This window comes from Polaribacter sp., from assembly GCF_049276715.1.
GTDB lineage: Bacteria > Bacteroidota > Bacteroidia > Flavobacteriales > Flavobacteriaceae > Polaribacter.
This window is the reverse complement of record NZ_JBASWY010000009.1, coordinates 127,589-144,597: the sequence shown is the minus strand read 5'-3', so window position 1 is coordinate 144,597 and position 17,009 is coordinate 127,589. Positions and strand designations below refer to the sequence as shown.

Genomic DNA, 17,009 nt, shown 5'->3' with positions numbered 1-17,009 from the left:
TATGAGCTTAAAACAAAACTTACATAATTTAAAAGAGAAATATAAAGGGACAAAAATGGCTCCTGCATTCAATGCAATCCATACCTTTTTATATTTACCAAATGAAGTTACTCATGGAGGAACTCATATAAAAGCAGCAGACGATTTAAAGCGTACAATGAATATTGTAATTATGTCTTTAATACCATGTTTGTTGTTTGGAATGTTTAACGCAGGTTACCAGCATTATGCAGCTATAGATGGTTCTTTAAGAACAGATGTTTTAGCGAACTTTTTTACGTTTGATAACTTCTGGATAGGAATCATAAAAGTATTACCATTAGTAATTGTTTCTTATGGCGTTGGTCTTTTAGTAGAATTTATTTTTGCTGTTATAAAAGGACATGAAGTAGAAGAAGGATACTTAGTTACAGGTATGTTAGTGCCTTTAATTGTGCCTGTAGATACTCCACTTTGGATGTTAGCAGTAGCAGTTGTATTTGGAGTTGTAATTGGTAAAGAAGTATTTGGTGGTACAGGAATGAATATTTTAAATCCTGCATTAACTATTAGAGCTTTCTTGTTCTTTGCATATCCAACCTGGATGTCTGGAGATAAAGTTTGGGTATATGATGCAGTAGAGAGAGCAGGAACAGCAGATGCAATTTCTGGAGAAACTATTTTAGGAAGTTATGCTCAAAATCAAGAAGTAATATATTCTACTTGGGATAAGTTTATGGGCTTCATTCCAGGTTCTGTTGGAGAAACATCAACTTTCTTAATACTTCTAGGAGCAGCTTTCTTAATTTTTACAAAAATTGGTAGTTGGAGAATTATTGTATCAACATTTATTGGAGCAGCTGTAATGGGCTTAATTTTCAATCAAATTGTTGCTACAGATATTATTACAGAATCTAGTAAATTCTATGGCTTAATGAATACTGTTTGGTGGGAACACTTAATGATTGGTGGTTTGGCTTTTGGAGCAGTTTTTATGGCAACAGATCCTGTAACAGCATCGCAAACAAATAAGGGAAAATGGATTTACGGATTCTTAATTGGGTTTATATCCATTATGATACGTGTGTTTAATCCTGCATATCCAGAAGGCGTATTTTTAGCAATATTATTGATGAATGTATTCGCTCCAACAATCGACCATTATGTGGTTCAAGGAAATGTAAAAAAGAGATTAAAACGTGTCAAAGTTAAAACTGCCTAATTATGAGTAAGAGAACAGATAGTAATGCTTATACAATGATTTTTGCCATAATAATGGTATTAGTTGTTGGTTCTATATTGGCTTTTGCAGCATCTTCTTTAAAGCCAAATATTAAAGAAAACGAAAGAATAGAAAAGCAACAAAATATTTTGTATGCTATGGGTGTAAATGAAAATGATGAATCGAGTGCAAATTTTGTATCTACATCAGTTGCAGGTGCTGAATTTTCGAAATACATCAAAAAACAATTAGTTATAGAAGGAGATAAAATTTCTGAAAGCGAAGATGCTTATTTAATTGATGTTAAAAAACAACAAGCAAATGCAAAAGATGGTAAAACTAGAAAATTACCATTGTTCGTTGGAGAAAAAGATGGCAAAACGTTTTATGTAGCACCAATTTACGGTAAAGGTTTATGGGACGCAATTTGGGGTTATGTTTCTATGGATGAAAATATGGTTGTACAAGGAGCATATTTCGATCATAAAGGAGAAACACCTGGACTTGGAGCAAACATAAAACAACGTTATTTTATGGACGATTTTTACGGAGAACACCTTTTAACAGATACTGGAGATTTTAAAGGAATTACAGTAGCCAAAGGGAACAATGATCCAAAAAACGAAGATAAAACAGATTACGAAGTAGATGCAATCGCTGGTGCCACCATTACTGGTGATGGAGTATCTGCTATGATAAAATCAGATTTAGCACTTTATGTGCCTTATTTTAAATCCTTAAAACAATAAATTATGGCACTTTTGTCTAAAAAAGACGTAGCATTAATTAAAGATCCATTATTTGATAATAATCCAATTACAATTCAAGTATTAGGTATTTGTTCGGCTTTAGCAATTACTGCAGAGTTAAAAGCCTCTATTGTAATGGCAATCTCAGTAATGTTTGTATTAGGTCTAGGAAATGTGGTAATTTCTCTAATGAGAAATATTATACCATCAAAAATTAGAATTATTGTTCAACTAATTGTAGTTGCTGCTTTAGTAATTATAGTAGATTTAGTTTTGAAAGCTTTCGCTTACGAACTAAGTAAAACACTATCGGTTTTTGTGGGATTAATTATTACAAACTGTATTATTATGGGGCGTTTCGAAGCTTTTGCTTTAGGAAATGGACCTTGGAGATCTTTCTTAGACGGAATAGGAAATGCAGTTGGTTATGGAGTTATCTTAGTAGCTGTAGGTTTTTTTAGAGAATTATTAGGTTCTGGTACTTTATTAGGATTTAAGGTTTTAGGAGACCCAATAGAAAAAACTGGATTGTATGGTTTTGGATACGAAAATAACGGATTCATGTTATTATCACCTATGGCATTAATTGTAGTGGGTATTATCATTTGGATACAAAGAAGTAAAAACAAAGCTTTAATAGAAGAACATTAAATTTAGGTTTTAGGAGATAGTTGTTAGGAATAAGTACTAACCACTAAAAACTAATTACTAAACACTAAAATATTATGGAACATATAGAATTATTTTTTAAATCGATTTTTATAGATAACATGGTTTTCGCAACCTTTTTAGGAATGTGTTCTTACCTTGCTGTATCTAAAAAAGTATCTACTGCTGTTGGTTTAGGAGCTGCTGTAATCTTTGTATTAGCAGTAACTGTGCCTTTAAACTGGTTATTAGATCAATATATATTACAACCTGGAGCTTTAAAATGGTTAGGTGCAGAATATGCAGATTACGATTTAAGTTTCTTATCATTTATCATGTTTATTGCAACCATTGCAACTATGGTTCAATTGGTAGAAATTATTGTTGAAAAATTCTCACCTTCTTTATACAATTCATTGGGTATTTTCTTACCATTAATTGCTGTAAACTGTGCAATTTTAGGTGGAAGTTTATTTATGCAATCGCGCGAAATACCTACTCTAGGTTTAGCATTAACTTACGGAGTTGGTTCTGGAATAGGATGGTTTTTAGCAATTCTTGCTATTGCTGCAATTCGTGAAAAAATCCGTTATTCTTCAGTTCCTCCTGCATTAAGAGGTCTAGGAATTACGTTTATTATTACTGGTTTAATGGCAATTGGTTTTATGAGTTTTGGAGGAATGTTAACTGGTGGTGATGAAAAAAAGGAAGAAAAACCAACTGTAGAAGCAGCGAAAATTGAGAAGAAAGAAATTAAAAAAGAAGAAGCTAAAGAAATTGTAGCTGAAAATACAAATATAAATTAAAGAAGAATGATATTAGCAGCAGGTACAACAGGAACCGTTATTGCAACAGTAGCAGCCTTTTTATTAATAACTTTACTTTTAGTAACCTTATTACTATTTGTAAAACAGAAATTATCTCCTTCTGGTCCAGTAACGATTACTATCAATGGAGAAAAGAAAATTCAAGTAGGTTCTGGTAGTTCACTTTTAACAACATTAGGAAACGAAAAAATATTTTTACCATCTGCTTGTGGTGGTGGAGGTTCTTGTGTTCAATGTGAATGTCATGTTTTAGAAGGTGGAGGAGAAGCTTTACCAACAGAAATACCACACTTTACAAAAAAGGAATTAAAATCAGGAATACGTTTAGCTTGTCAAGTTAAAGTGAAACAAGACATGAACATTACAATTCCAGAAGAAGTTTTTGGAATTAAAAAATGGGATGCAGTCGTTGTTAGAAATTACAATGTAGCTTCATTTATTAAGGAGTTTGTTGTAGAAATTCCAGAAGATATGGGTTACAAAGCAGGGGGTTATATTCAAATTGAAATTCCTCCATGTGAAGTAAAATTTGCTGATATGGATATTACTGCTCACCCAGAAGAGCATGAAACTCCAGATAAGTTCGAAGCTGAATGGGACAAATTTAAGTTGAGACCTTTAGTGATGAAAAATACAGAAACCGTAGAAAGAGCATATTCTATGGCTTCTTACCCAGCTGAAGGTAGAGAAATTATGTTAAATGTTCGTATTGCAACTCCCCCTTTTGATAGAGCTAAAGGTGGCTGGATGGATGTAAATCCAGGAATAGCATCTTCTTATATTTTTAATTTAAAAAAAGGAGACAAGTGTGTAATATCTGGTCCTTATGGAGAGTTTTTCATTAACGAATCAGATGCAGAAATGTTATATGTTGGTGGTGGAGCAGGAATGGCACCAATGCGTTCTCATTTATACCAATTATTTAGAACACTAAAAACAGGTAGAGAAGTTACGTATTGGTATGGAGGTCGTTCTAAAGCAGAATTATTTTATATTGATCATTTTAGAGCTTTAGAAAAAGATTTTCCGAATTTTAAATTCTTTATAGCATTATCAGATCCTTTAGAGTCTGATAACTGGAAAGTGAAAAAAGATATTAGTGATACTGCAGGTGATGGTTTCGTAGGTTTTATTCATAATTGTGTAATTGATAATTATTTAAATCATCATGAGTCACCAGAAGATATAGAATTGTATTTCTGTGGACCACCTTTAATGAATAAAGCTGTTCAGAAAATGGGAGAAGATTTTGGAATTCCAGATGAAAACATTCGTTTTGATGACTTTGGAGGATAATCTAAAAGTTATATAACTGAAATTATTTTAGTATTTAAGTACATTAAAAAAGACCGATTCAAATTTGAATCGGTCTTTTGAATTATAAGAATATATAATTAACTATGCTAAAAAAGTTTCAAGATGATAAACAGGTTCTCCATTTTCTTGTTCAAATAATTTAGAGAGATTCATTAAATTTGGAATACTATCTAATTCACATAATAATTCAACTACAGCAGACAATCCATTAAATAAAACTTCATTTGAAGTTGGGTTTTTAGGCTTTTGATTGTAATGACAAAGTGGAGTTTTAAAACCACAAGCCTCTAAAAAAACTTTTTCTATTTGTAATATTTCTTGAGGTGTATACCCATTAAATTTTCTTCCTAAATTTTGATGAACTCGACCAACATAACTTAATTGTAAAGAGCCATGACCTTCTGTTAAATGTTTCCAGCTATCAAAATTATCTAAAATATTACCAACAGCACAAGCTGAGCAATCTTCTGGATTTAATTTGTTATTATGATATGCATTATACAATTTAATTAATGCTTGCTCTAATCTTTTAGATGTCTTCATAAACTAGGTTTTGCTTTTTTAAAGATAAGAAAATTACCACCTCTATTCAAATAGTATGTCTTAATTTCTTTATTTTGAATAATTTTAAATTGGACAAGAACTTTTTTCAATTCGTAATTTTAAATCGTATTTTTGATTTTTCTTAAACCTAAGTAATGAAAAGCATCCGAAAGATATTAGAAAAGAAAAAGTATATAGCTATTAAATTAAAAAGAACTCAAACCAATCATTTAGAGTTAAAAGCACGGATAAATAATGTAAAAGGACGGTTTATTTTAGACACTGGAGCTTCGAATTCTTGTGTGGGTTTAAATTTAATAGAGCGTTTTAATTTGGATGCTAAAGAAAGCGAAACCAAAGCTGCTGGTGCTGGAGCAACCAATATGGAAACGCAACAATCTGAGAACAATAAACTTAAAATTGAAGGCTGGAGAATATCAAAATTCCATTTGGTGCTGTTCGATTTATCGCATGTAAATTTGGCTTTAACACAACATAAAGCAAAAAAAGTTCATGGCATCATTGGTGCTGACATTCTGCAAAAAGGAAAAGCAGTTATAGATTACAATAACAATGTACTATATTTAAAAATGAAAAAATAATTATTTAAAAATTAAAAAAATGAGTTTGCAAACACAAGTAATGGATAAAATGAAGGAAGCAATGAAAGCAAAAGACACAGTTGCTTTACAAGCTTTAAGAGCTGTGAAATCTGCTTTTTTATTAGCAAAAACAGAAACAGGCGCTCAAGAAGAATTAACAAAAGAGCAAGAAATAAAAATTATTCAGAAGCAGGTAAAACAAAGAAAAGATAGTGCAGCTATTTTTTTAAAGCAAGACAGACAAGATTTAGCAGATCCAGAATTGGCAGAAATTGCTGTTTTAGAACAGTTTTTACCAGAAGCTTTATCAGAAGAAAAGATAGAAGAAATTGTATTGTCAACTATAAAAAAGATAGGGGCCTCAGGTATGCAAGATATGGGTAAAGTAATGGGTATTGTATCCGCAGAATTAGCTGGACAAGCAGATGGTAAAACCATTTCTAATTTGGTTAAGAAAAACCTAGTATAAAAAAACAAAGGCTGCGTAGTTCAACTGGATAGAATATCAGATTTCGGCTCTGAGGGTTGGGGGTTCGAATCCCTTCGTGGTCACATAAAAAAGTTCAAAATATTTATATTTTGAACTTTTTTTTATACAAAAAATATTGCATTACTGATATTTATCATTTTTTAAAAAGAGATTTATTATGAAATTTGTGTAATTAAATTCAATCAAAAAAAATATAATATGATAAGAAATATTCCTGTATCAGAAATAATGAGTATTAGTTTAATTACAGTTCAACTAGAAAGCAAGCTAGAAGATGTAAAAGAAATTTTTAAAAAAAAGGCTATTAGACATATTCCTGTTGTAAATAAAAATGTTATTGTAGGTATGTTAAGTTATTCTGATATCCTAAAAGCTAGCTATTCAGAACTTTCTGAAGATGATAAAGATTTAGAATCTAGCTTATTCGATTGGTATACAGTTAAGCAAGTAATGACTAAAAGTTTGTTTTTAGTATCGCCATCTACTACTATAAAAGAAGTAGGTAAATTACTATCAGAAAAAGAATTTCATGCACTACCTGTTGTTGATTGTGGTGAGTTGGTAGGTATTGTAACATCAACAGATTTAATTAAATATTTAGTAAATAACTTATAAATTATTAACTGTATTCAGATGTTAATTCATCTATAATTAAACCATCTTCTAAAGTTTGAATTACACCTATTGCAGCTCTTTCTCCTGAAATCATAGCCGCATTTAAGGAACCATTTAGTAAATGATCTCCTGCCAAAAATATGGTTGATTTTAACTTCGTTTCAGAACTTGCAATCTCATATTGTAAGTTATGTAATTTTGGTAATGCTTTTTTGATAGGATAGTGTTTGATAAACTTTTTTACATCGATATTACAAAAGGATTTTAAGTCTTCAGTTACTTTCAGGATTAAATCTAAATCATTTAATTGATGTTCTTTTACAACAGTTACAGACAATAATTCTTGATCGCCTTTAGATGAAGTTGCCACACTTGTATGATAAAAAATATTATTGATAAGTGCGTTTTCATCAGCAATTAAACCAATTAAAGGTTTTTGAATGACTCTTTTTGAAGTCTCAAAATATAAAGTATCGCAAATTTTCCATTGTGTTTCTTGGTTTTTTAGATTCGAAATTAACGGACTCGCATCTGTTGCAATAATGGTAATATTACTTTTTAAAACAGTGTTATCATTTAAAATAATCTGGCTGTCTTGGACCTCTTTAACAGGTGAATTAAATTTAAATGCTGCGTTTTTTAATTTTGATTTTAATTGATAAGCGATTGCTTGTATTCCGTTTTTAGGCAAAACAGCCAAACCATTTCCAAACATTTTATATACAAATTCAAACATTCTACTTGAGGTTTCTAATTTGTTTTCTAGAAAAATACCACTAAAAAAAGGTTTGAAAAAATCAGAAATTATAGCCTCAGAGAAACCAAAGTTTTGTAAATATTTTAAAGTGGTAATTTCTTCTGTTTTAAAAATTTGAGTTATTTTTTTCTTCTTTAAAAGGCTGTTTAATTTTAAGATTTTTCTCTTATCAGAAAAATTACCAATAGATGAAAATAACGTTGGTATTAACAAAGAAAAACTCCTTAAAGGATCTCCAACAGTTTGCTGTTTTCCATTTTTAAAAATAGTTGCACCAGGTAAAAATTCTTGCAGTTCCAAAGCATTATAATCTAAGTAATTTTTTGCTGCAGGATAAGAAGTTAATAAAACTTGAAATCCGTGATCTAAATTATAACCCTCTACAACATCTGTTTTTACACGTCCACCAACTTTATCTGAAGCTTCTATTATTGTAGGACAATAACCATAGTTTTCTAAAACTTGTGCAGCAATTAAGCCACTAATTCCTGCTCCAACAATATGAATTTTATATGCTGATTTTTCCATTTTCTAATGCTTTTAATTCTATCTTTTTTCTTAAATATAAAGATAAGATTCTTTGTATATCTCTGTTGTCTTTTTTTAAATCAACAAAAAATAAATAATCTTCAGGGTTTGTTAATAGAGCATCTTGTTCTTTGTCTAAATAACCAAAACCTTTGTAAATGCCATCTATAATTAGTGCAAAACCAACTTCATTTTTGGTTCTTCCTTTTTCTGTAAGTACGATATTTTCAGCACCAATTCCAACTGATTTTATGGCTTCTTTTACACGTAAATTATAACTTTCTACAGCTTCTTTGTCACAACAAATTCCTTTACATTCTTTAATTTGATAATGAAAACAAGTGGTAACATTGGTTTGTAAATGACAATATTTTGGACATAGTTCAAACTCCTTGCACAAATATTCTAAATGATTCCGAACTTCAGAAACATTATAATATTTAGTTATAGGGTTTGGTGCTAATTTTAAACGATTATAGGCTAAATGAATTATTCCCTTTTGATCTTCATAAGAAAACAAGGCAACAGCCTCTCCAGCTCTTCTTTGAGCTCTGTTATATTTTGGATATATCTGTTTTATTTCTGATGATTCGTGCAACAATGCTAATAATTCGCTGCCAGTTTCAGTAAAAGAAATATCTGCAGTTTCCAAACACATGTTTTGCTCTTTTTTCTTTTTATCATAAAAATGACTGATTACTCTTTGCTTTATATTATTGGCCTTACCAACATAAATAACCTCTTTCGCCAAGTTTTTAAAATAGTAAACTCCAAAAGTTTCAGGTAAATTATCTACTACTTTTTTGTCTAAAAGTGGAGGCAAAGTTGCTTGTCTAGAACGTGGATTTAAAAACGAATTGATAATAAAATTATCATCTCTTTCTATTAATCTTCTAAACAATTCTGTGGTGGCTTCTGCATCTCCTCTTGCTCTGTGTCTTCCATTTATGGGTATATTTTCATCAACACAAATATTGCCCAAGCTGTATGATTTTAAACCCGGAATTATTTTTCTAGATAAGCGAACTGTGCAGAGTTTTTTACGTTTAAAATCGAAACCTAAACTTTTAAATTCTGCTTGAATAATATTATAATCGAAGTTTACATTATGAGCCACAAAAATAGTGTCTTGTGTAATTTCTTCGACTTTTTTTGCAATTTCGTAAAATTTTGGAGCATTTCTAACCATCGCATTTGTAATGCCTGTTAGATTTGTAATAAAAGGTGGAATGTTTTGCTCAGGATTTACAAGTGATGTAAACTCATCAACTACTTTTTTACCATCAAAAACAAAAATAGAAATCTCTGTAATTTTCTGACCTTTATATCCATTTCCAGTGGTTTCTATGTCTACAACAGTATACAAATATTAACCTACTATATTTTTTAAATCGGCAATCGTTGCTATTGGATTTTCACTCTTAAAAACAAAACTACCAGCTACTAAAACATCTGCGCCAGCTTCAATTAGAGCATTTGCATTTTTATTAGTAACGCCACCATCTATCTCAATTTTACATTTAGAGCCTGTAAACTCGATTAAATGTCTCAGTTGTTTTACTTTTTTATAGGTATTTTTTATAAAAGATTGTCCTCCAAAACCAGGGTTTACACTCATTAAGCAAACCAAATCTAAATCTAAAATAATGTCTTCTAAAACTGCAATTGGCGTGTGTGGGTTTAAAGCAACTCCAGCATCCATACCTTCAGATTTTATGGCTTGCACTGTTCTGTGCAAATGTGTGCAAGCTTCATAATGCACTGTTAGAATATTTGCACCTAAATCTGCAAAGGTTTGTATGTATTGATCTGGATTTACAATCATTAAATGTACGTCAATTGTTTTTTTGGCATGTTTGGTAATTGCCTTTAAAACTGGCATGCCAAAAGAAATATTGGGTACAAAAACCCCATCCATAATATCTATGTGAAACCAATCTGCTTCAGAATTATTTACCATTTCTATATCTCTTTGTAAGTTGGCAAAGTCTGCTGCTAAAATTGATGGTGCAATTAAATTAGTCATTTTTTTTCTGATTTGTTTCTACAAAAATAATCATATAAAAAACAAAACTCTCGAAATTAATTCGAGAGTTTTAAATAAGATATTTACATTTTAATTAACCTAAGTAAGTCATTAAAATTTTAGATCTAGAAGTATGTTTTAATCTTCTAATTGCTTTTTCTTTTATTTGACGAACTCTTTCTCTTGTTAAATCAAAAGTTTCACCAATTTCTTCTAAAGTCATTGGTTGGTGTTCACCTAAACCAAAATATAGTTTTACAACATCTGCTTCTCTTGGAGTTAATGTTTCTAAAGCTCTATTAATTTCTATTCTTAAAGACTCGTGTAATAACTGTCTGTCTGGGTTTGGAGATTCTCCTGAGTTTAAAACATCGTATAAATTAGAATCTTCACCTTCTATTAAAGGAGCATCCATAGATACATGACGTCCAGAATTTTTCATAGATTCTTTCACGTCATTCACAGTCATGTCTAATTTCTTTGCAATTTCTTCAGCACTTGGTGGGCGCTCATTTTCTTGCTCTAAGAAAGCATACATTTTGTTGATTTTGTTAATAGAACCAATTTTATTTAATGGTAAACGTACAATTCTAGATTGTTCTGCTAATGCTTGTAAAATAGATTGACGAATCCACCAAACTGCATAGGAAATAAATTTAAAACCTCTGGTTTCATCAAAACGTTTTGCAGCTTTAATTAAACCTAAGTTTCCTTCGTTAATTAAATCGGGTAATGTTAAACCTTGATTTTGGTATTGCTTTGCAACAGATACCACAAAACGTAAATTCGCTTTTGTTAATTTTTCTAAGGCTCTTTGGTCACCAGCTTTTATAAGCTGAGCTAATTCTACTTCTTCATCAGCAGTAATTAAGTCTACTTTTCCAATTTCCTGTAAATATTTGTCTAAAGATGCAGTTTCTCTATTAGTAACCTGCTTGGTAATTTTAAGTTGTCTCATCTAATTATCTATAAAATATCAAGATTTATAATCCTTGTACATTTTATTATACGTTAGCTTTGATAAAAATGTTACAAAAAGAATTTATTTTTTTTAAAAGTATTTTTTCTGATCGAAATATTTTATTGAAAATGTAGAGTAGCGAATCAAATGATTTATTTGATTAAATCAAGTTTTTTTTTTAAATTGTAGTTTGACAACTAACAATTTATCAGTTATATTTGTAACAAATATTTTTCATTTTACTTTTCGGATAAATACTAAAAAGAAATTTATTGTGTTATTATTTTATGATTTTGTCATATTTAATCAAATAAAAAAAAAGAATTACTAAAATTAAATTTTAAATAAATTAAGTTTTGAGTTAAACCTCATGTAAGATTTGATAGAAAGTTGGGGGACTTTCTATCATGAGTGATTATATCACAAAAAAAGAGACCGTTTTTAACGGTCTCTTTCATTTTTAAAATTTAATGGTTTTAAAACAAACCATTTATTTGAGAATCTATTCTGTCTATTATATAACCTAAATCTTCTTGATTGGCTACAAAATCTAAATTATCTACATCTATTATTAAAAGTTTTCCTTTTTGATAGGTAGAAATCCATGCTTCATAGCGTTCATTTAATCTACTTAAATAATCGATACTGATAGAATTTTCGTAATCTCTGCCTCGTTTATGTATTTGACTAACCAAAGTAGAGATATCTGCTCTTAAATAAATGAGTAAATCTGGTGGCGTAACTAAGTTTTCCATTAATTCAAATAGAGAGCTATAGTTGCTAAAATCTCTATTTGTCATTAAACCCATTGCATACAAATTGGGTGCAAAAATATGAGCATCTTCGTAAATAGTTCTATCTTGTATTAGGCTTTTTGCAGAATCTCTTAATTCTAAAATTTGACGAAAACGACTGTTTAAAAAGTAAACTTGTAGGTTAAAAGACCAACGTTCCATTTCTGCATAAAAATCGTCTAAATACGGATTTTCTTCAACAGATTCGAAATGAGGTTTCCATTTATAATGTTTGGCTAAAAGTTTAGTTAATGTGGTTTTACCAGCGCCAATATTACCTGCTATTGCAACGTGCATATTTTTTAAAGTCTATAAGTTAAAAAGGGATGCTAAAGTACTAAAAATTATAGAGTTTTAAAGTTTAACAGATTAATTTATAACCAAAACCTCTAATATTTATAATTTGTATGGTGTCGTCTTTTTTTAATTTTTTTCTAAGTTTACTTATAAAAACATCCATGCTTCTTGCGTTAAAAAAATCGTCATTACCCCATAATTTATTTAATATAAAGGTTCTGTCTAAAATTTCGTTTTTCTTTTCGAAAAGATAAAACAATAATTGCGCTTCTCTGTGTGTTAAATTTTCGGTATTTTTTTGATGTTGTAATATTTGTTTGGTGAAATTAAAGAGATATTCTCCAATTTGTATTTCTTCGATATTTGTTTTTAGTTCAATTCTATTTAATAAAGATTTAATTCTGATGATTAATTCTTCCATAGAAAAAGGCTTTTTTAAATAATCATTTCCACCATGATTAAAGCCTTCTAAAACATCTGAAGTTTGGGATTTTGCTGTTAAAAAAATAATAGGAATTCTTTTATTTTCTTGCCTTATTTCTTTGGCTAATGTAAAACCATCTTTTTTTGGCATCATCACATCTAAAACCAAAATATCTGGTTTTTCTTTTTGATAAACCTCGAAACCTTGTTCGCCATTTTCTGCATGGAAAACTACAAAATCTCTAGTTTCTAGACTCTCTTTTACAATCATTCCCAGACTAGCTTCATCTTCGGCTAAAAGAACTTTTATTTTAGGCATTTGGCATGATTATTTTAAAAATAGTTTGTTTTTTATCTGAAGAAAGGGAAATTATTCCACCATGTTTTTCAATAATTTTTTTGCAATAATACAAGCCAATTCCAAAACCTTTTATATCGTGCGTATTTCCTTTTGGCACTCTGTAAAATTTGTCGAAAACCTTTTCTTGTTGGTTTTTTTCAATGCCATTTCCATCATCTGCAATAGTAATTTCAGTAGATTTTACTATGGAATTTATATTTATTTCAATAGTATTTCCACCATATTTAACAGCATTATCAATGAGATTAGAGATGACATTTTCGAAGTGAAAAACGTCTACATTTAAGTTCATAGGTTTTAAGTTCGATGAAAAAATAAGTTCTTTTTTATTGGCTAATAGTTGATGTTTATATACCAATTTTTCAGTTATTTCAACAACATTAATCGTTTCTTTTTTTAAGAGTAATTGTTCACTGTCTAAAGTTGCAGTTTCTAATAATTTCTCAACCATTTGATGCAGTTTTTTTAGCTGCAAAGAAGACATTGCTAAATATTTTTTGGTTTTTTCTTTATCATCAAGTACATTAAAATTTTCTATTGCTTCAATGGCTGTAGAAACTGTTGAAATGGGTGTTTTGAATTCATGGGTAATGTTACTAATTAAATCGTTTTTTATAATAGCTAATTCTTTTTGTTGATTTATAATTTTCAACAAATAAAACAAACAACTTATAATTAATAATGATAATAAAAGTGATAAAAAAATACCAGTAGAACTTCTTTTTAATGCCTCAAAATTTGGACTACTGTAGGACAGTTTGAAACTTTCGTTGTCTTTTAAATAGGTAGATTTTGAACTTGCAAAGTAAAAATATTCAGTATCTAAAGTGTCTTTAGATACATTAAAGAGCGTATCGTTTTTAAAATGTAAAAATCGTTTTTCAATGTTAATTCCTTTTTGTTTTAGTTGGTTATCAATTAAAGAATCTACAATTTTATAATCTACAGATTGATCTAAAAAGGAAATAAAAATAGGTTTTAAGTTGGTTAATAGCTTTAAACTATCTGCTGCTTTTTTACCTCTAAAATATTTTATTTCTGAACTGGTTCCATCATCATTTAAGGTAATACCATTTTTATCATCAGTGAACTGTGTAATTAATTTATTTGAATGTTTTTTGTTTGTTAAAGAGTCAACTTTTAAATTAAATTCATTAATAAAAATTTTGGAAGCATGCAATAAAGAATCTCTTTTTTCTGTAGACATTTTTTCGTCAGAAGTAAATTTTAAGTTGGTAATAGTTACTTTAGACTTTAAAGAATCTGAACTGCTTTTTTTTAATTTATTTAAAACCTTGCCAATTGAACTTTCTCGTAAAGATTTTTTATGAACACTTCCAGTATCATCAATAATTGTTAAAAAATTACTTTTGGCCAAAGAAGAGTAATACTCCTCAATAGCATTGTCTAAACTTAACTGAATTTCGTTTGAAACTCTTTGTTTATTTTCTTCGTAATTTTTATAATTCCAATAGAATTGCACACCAATTGTAACCACAATTGTGAGTGCAATAAAGTAAAAAATCCATTGGTACTTTTTTGTATTCATATTTCAAAGGTAATTTCTTTTTTTAATAAAATAGCGCTGTTAACACTCGTTAACGTTCGTTAACTAAGAAAACCTTATTCGTGTTAGATATTTGTAACATCAAACTAAAACAAACTATTATCATGAAAAACATTCTTACATTTAACCTCTTATTTTTATCAATTATTACTTTTTCTCAAGAAAAAAGTTTTTTATCGAAAGTAACAAAGGAAAATTCTGTTACTACACATTCTATTAAATACGCTGTAAATTCGATAGAAGATTTAAAAAGTATTAATTGGGATGATGCAAAAGAAATGTTCCAAAAAAATAAACCAGAAGAAATCATTGAACTCGCTTTTGAAATTAATTTACCCGAATCTAAAAACAAATATAATTCTTCTGTTAAAGTTGGTGGAAAAACAGAGAATATTGATTCTTTAATAAAAATGATTAAAAAAGGAGTGAACGTAACTACTAAAATAATAACAGAAAATAAATAAAATAGTATGAAAACAATCATCACAATTATTCTATTAAGTGCATCATTTTTTATAAATGCACAAAATTTCACAGGAAAAGCTACTTATAAAACTTCAAGTAAATCAAATATTAGGTTTGGAGAAAATCAAGAGGGAATTACAGATAAAATGCAAGAAGAGTTGCAAAAAAGATTGCAAAAAATGAATCAAAAAACTTTTTTTCTAGAGTTTGATAAATTTACCTCTGTTTATGAAGAAGAAGAACAATTAGAGGCGCCAAAACCACAGGTTGGAGGTAACAATGTTATGGTAATGTCTTTTGGTGGTTCAGGAAATGGAAGTATTTATTTTAAAAACATTCAGGAAAAGCGTTTTGTAAATCAGACAGAAATTATGAGTAAAGCTTTTTTAGTAAAAGATTCTTTACCAAAATATAATTGGGAACTGTCTTCAGAAACAAAAAATATTGGAAACTATACTTGTTACAAAGCCACCTTTTCTAGAGAAGTAGAAAATGTATCTATGAGTTTGGTAAATGGCGAATCTAAAGAAGTTAAAACTAAAGAAACGAAAGTTACCACTGCTTGGTACACACTTCAAGTACCTATTAGTAATGGTCCATCAGAATATCAAGGTTTACCAGGTTTAATATTAGAAATTAACGATGGCACTAATTTAATTGTATGCACAGAAATTGTTCTAAACCCTTCAGAAACTATTAAAATTGATGAACCAGAGAAAGGTAAAATTGTTTCGCAGTCTGAATACAATGAAATACAAAGAGAAAAAAATGAAGAAATGATGGAGAAGTTTAAAAGTAGAAATGGCATGGATTTAGGAAATGGTATCAAAATAAAAATGAGCGGTAATTAGATTCAGAAAATAAATGTTTATTTTTTTTGGCATAAGATTAAACTTTTATGTTTTTTTTAAGTCTAACCAGAATATTTAAAGAGTATTTTTGCCAAAAAATTAAACACCAAATAATGAAATCACTATTTACATTTTTATTCGCATTGGTTACTTTAGTAACTTTTGCACAAAAAGATTTTCAAGGAAAAGCTGTATACATGTCTAAGACTACTGTGGATATGGATAGGTTTGGAGGAGAGCAAATGAGCGAGCAACAAAAGAAACAAATAATGGCTCGAATGAAAAACTTTTTAGAAAAAACATATACTTTAAGTTTTAATAAAAGCGAATCGTCTTTTAAAGAAAATGTGTCATTAGAAGCACCTGGTACATCTGGTCCAAGTTGGGGTAGAAGTAATGGGCAAGGTTCTATTTACAAGAACTTAAAAACAAAAAAGATGACTGAAGATGTAGAAATGTTTAGCAAGCGTTTTTTAATTGTTGAAGATATGGAGCAACCAAAATGGGAGTTAGGCACAGAAACTAAACAAATTGGAAACTTTACATGTTACAAAGCTACTATGACAAAAGTGGATAAAAGCGTAGATTTTGGAAGTATTTTTGGAAGAAGAGGTAGAGGAGGAAATGAACAAAAAAAAGATTCTACTAAAACTGAAGAAAAAGAAGAAATTAGAACTTTAGATGTGGTTGCTTGGTATACACCAAATATTCCTGTAAGCTCTGGTCCAGAATCTTATTGGGGTTTACCTGGTTTAATATTAGAATTAAGTGCAGGAAGAACAACAATGTTATGTACAGAAATTGTGTTAAACCCAGAAGAATCTATTAGTTTAGAAGAGCCTAGTAAAGGTAAAGAAGTAAATAGAGAAGAATACAATGCTATTATAAAAGAAAAAACAGACGAATTAAAAGAACAATTTGGAAATAGAAGAGGTGGAGGAAGACGTTTCTAACCCATTTTTTTTCAAAATTACACAATCAAACTAC

General features: G+C 29.4%; 19 protein-coding genes and 1 tRNA gene. 12 read left to right on the top strand and 8 right to left on the bottom strand.

Annotated elements, in window-relative coordinates; genetic code table 11:
- The first annotated feature begins 1 nt into the window (after window position 1).
- The 5 genes from WAO74_RS02845 (at window position 2) to nqrF (ending at window position 4,721) form a co-directional block, all read left to right on the top strand.
- Window positions 2-1,201 (top strand): NADH:ubiquinone reductase (Na(+)-transporting) subunit B, encoded by a 1,200-nt coding sequence (locus WAO74_RS02845; protein ID WP_422159509.1) that lies wholly within the window; start codon window positions 2-4, stop codon window positions 1,199-1,201.
- A gap of 2 nt (window positions 1,202-1,203) precedes the next feature.
- Window positions 1,204-1,950 carry a Na(+)-translocating NADH-quinone reductase subunit C gene (locus WAO74_RS02840; protein WP_422159507.1) on the top strand — a complete coding sequence of 249 codons (747 nt, stop codon included), beginning with the start codon at window positions 1,204-1,206 and terminating at the stop codon, window positions 1,948-1,950.
- Window positions 1,951-1,953: 3 nt separating this feature from the next.
- A complete protein-coding gene (locus WAO74_RS02835) occupies window positions 1,954-2,601 on the top strand; it encodes an NADH:ubiquinone reductase (Na(+)-transporting) subunit D (protein ID WP_422159505.1) in 648 nt (215 codons plus the stop codon).
- 74 nt (window positions 2,602-2,675) lie between these two features.
- The gene (gene nqrE, locus WAO74_RS02830) at window positions 2,676-3,404 is read left to right on the top strand and encodes an NADH:ubiquinone reductase (Na(+)-transporting) subunit E (protein ID WP_422159503.1); all 729 of its coding nucleotides are present in this window, start codon (window positions 2,676-2,678) and stop codon (window positions 3,402-3,404) included.
- A gap of 6 nt (window positions 3,405-3,410) precedes the next feature.
- The gene (nqrF, locus tag WAO74_RS02825) at window positions 3,411-4,721 is read left to right on the top strand and encodes an NADH:ubiquinone reductase (Na(+)-transporting) subunit F (RefSeq protein WP_422159501.1); all 1,311 of its coding nucleotides are present in this window, start codon (window positions 3,411-3,413) and stop codon (window positions 4,719-4,721) included.
- A 102-nt stretch (window positions 4,722-4,823) separates the two neighbouring features.
- On the opposite strand, the gene WAO74_RS02820 is transcribed toward nqrF, so the two are convergent.
- Window positions 4,824-5,285, bottom strand: a complete 462-nt coding sequence (locus WAO74_RS02820) for a Na(+)-translocating NADH-quinone reductase subunit F (protein ID WP_422159499.1) — start codon at window positions 5,283-5,285, stop codon at window positions 4,824-4,826.
- A 155-nt stretch (window positions 5,286-5,440) separates the two neighbouring features.
- On the opposite strand from WAO74_RS02820, the gene WAO74_RS02815 reads away from it, so the two are divergent.
- The 4 genes from WAO74_RS02815 to WAO74_RS02800 all read left to right on the top strand — a co-directional run bounded on the left by WAO74_RS02815 (window position 5,441) and on the right by WAO74_RS02800 (window position 6,992).
- Complete coding sequence (locus WAO74_RS02815) at window positions 5,441-5,887, top strand: retropepsin-like aspartic protease (protein ID WP_422159497.1); 447 nt, start codon at window positions 5,441-5,443, stop codon at window positions 5,885-5,887.
- A 19-nt stretch (window positions 5,888-5,906) separates the two neighbouring features.
- Complete coding sequence (locus WAO74_RS02810) at window positions 5,907-6,356, top strand: GatB/YqeY domain-containing protein (protein WP_422159495.1); 450 nt, start codon at window positions 5,907-5,909, stop codon at window positions 6,354-6,356.
- 9 nt (window positions 6,357-6,365) lie between these two features.
- Window positions 6,366-6,439: transfer RNA gene (locus WAO74_RS02805), tRNA-Arg, on the top strand.
- A 136-nt stretch (window positions 6,440-6,575) separates the two neighbouring features.
- Complete coding sequence (locus tag WAO74_RS02800) at window positions 6,576-6,992, top strand: CBS domain-containing protein (protein ID WP_422159493.1); 417 nt, start codon at window positions 6,576-6,578, stop codon at window positions 6,990-6,992.
- A 4-nt stretch (window positions 6,993-6,996) separates the two neighbouring features.
- Here the strand turns inward: WAO74_RS02800 and WAO74_RS02795 are convergent, their stop codons facing one another.
- The 7 genes from WAO74_RS02795 to WAO74_RS02765 form a co-directional block, all read right to left on the bottom strand.
- A complete protein-coding gene (locus WAO74_RS02795; protein ID WP_422159491.1) occupies window positions 6,997-8,277 on the bottom strand; it encodes an FAD-dependent oxidoreductase in 1,281 nt (426 codons plus the stop codon).
- Window positions 8,258-9,643, bottom strand: coding sequence for an exonuclease domain-containing protein (locus WAO74_RS02790; protein WP_422159489.1), 1,386 nt, complete (start codon window positions 9,641-9,643; stop codon window positions 8,258-8,260). The genes WAO74_RS02795 and WAO74_RS02790 overlap by 20 nt, the downstream gene beginning before the upstream one ends.
- Before the next feature lie 3 nt (window positions 9,644-9,646).
- Window positions 9,647-10,303 (bottom strand): ribulose-phosphate 3-epimerase, encoded by a 657-nt coding sequence (rpe, locus tag WAO74_RS02785; protein ID WP_422159487.1) that lies wholly within the window; start codon window positions 10,301-10,303, stop codon window positions 9,647-9,649.
- A gap of 94 nt (window positions 10,304-10,397) precedes the next feature.
- Entirely contained in the window at window positions 10,398-11,261 is an 864-nt protein-coding gene (locus WAO74_RS02780) for an RNA polymerase sigma factor RpoD/SigA (RefSeq protein WP_316939214.1), read from the bottom strand.
- Between the two features lie 479 nt (window positions 11,262-11,740).
- Window positions 11,741-12,355 carry a deoxynucleoside kinase gene (locus WAO74_RS02775; RefSeq protein ID WP_422159485.1) on the bottom strand — a complete coding sequence of 205 codons (615 nt, stop codon included), beginning with the start codon at window positions 12,353-12,355 and terminating at the stop codon, window positions 11,741-11,743.
- Between the two features lie 64 nt (window positions 12,356-12,419).
- Window positions 12,420-13,097 (bottom strand): response regulator transcription factor, encoded by a 678-nt coding sequence (locus tag WAO74_RS02770; protein ID WP_422159483.1) that lies wholly within the window; start codon window positions 13,095-13,097, stop codon window positions 12,420-12,422.
- Entirely contained in the window at window positions 13,090-14,688 is a 1,599-nt protein-coding gene (locus WAO74_RS02765; protein WP_422159481.1) for a sensor histidine kinase, read from the bottom strand. Before WAO74_RS02765 ends, WAO74_RS02770 begins: the two co-directional genes overlap by 8 nt.
- A gap of 122 nt (window positions 14,689-14,810) precedes the next feature.
- Between WAO74_RS02765 and WAO74_RS02760 the strand changes: the two genes are divergently transcribed.
- From WAO74_RS02760 to WAO74_RS02750, 3 genes are all read left to right on the top strand, one after another.
- Window positions 14,811-15,170, top strand: coding sequence for a hypothetical protein (locus tag WAO74_RS02760; RefSeq protein ID WP_422159480.1), 360 nt, complete (start codon window positions 14,811-14,813; stop codon window positions 15,168-15,170).
- Between the two features lie 6 nt (window positions 15,171-15,176).
- Window positions 15,177-16,022, top strand: a complete 846-nt coding sequence (locus WAO74_RS02755; protein ID WP_422159478.1) for a GLPGLI family protein — start codon at window positions 15,177-15,179, stop codon at window positions 16,020-16,022.
- A gap of 113 nt (window positions 16,023-16,135) precedes the next feature.
- Window positions 16,136-16,975 carry a GLPGLI family protein gene (locus WAO74_RS02750; protein WP_422159476.1) on the top strand — a complete coding sequence of 280 codons (840 nt, stop codon included), beginning with the start codon at window positions 16,136-16,138 and terminating at the stop codon, window positions 16,973-16,975.
- Window positions 16,976-17,009: the final 34 nt, after the last annotated feature.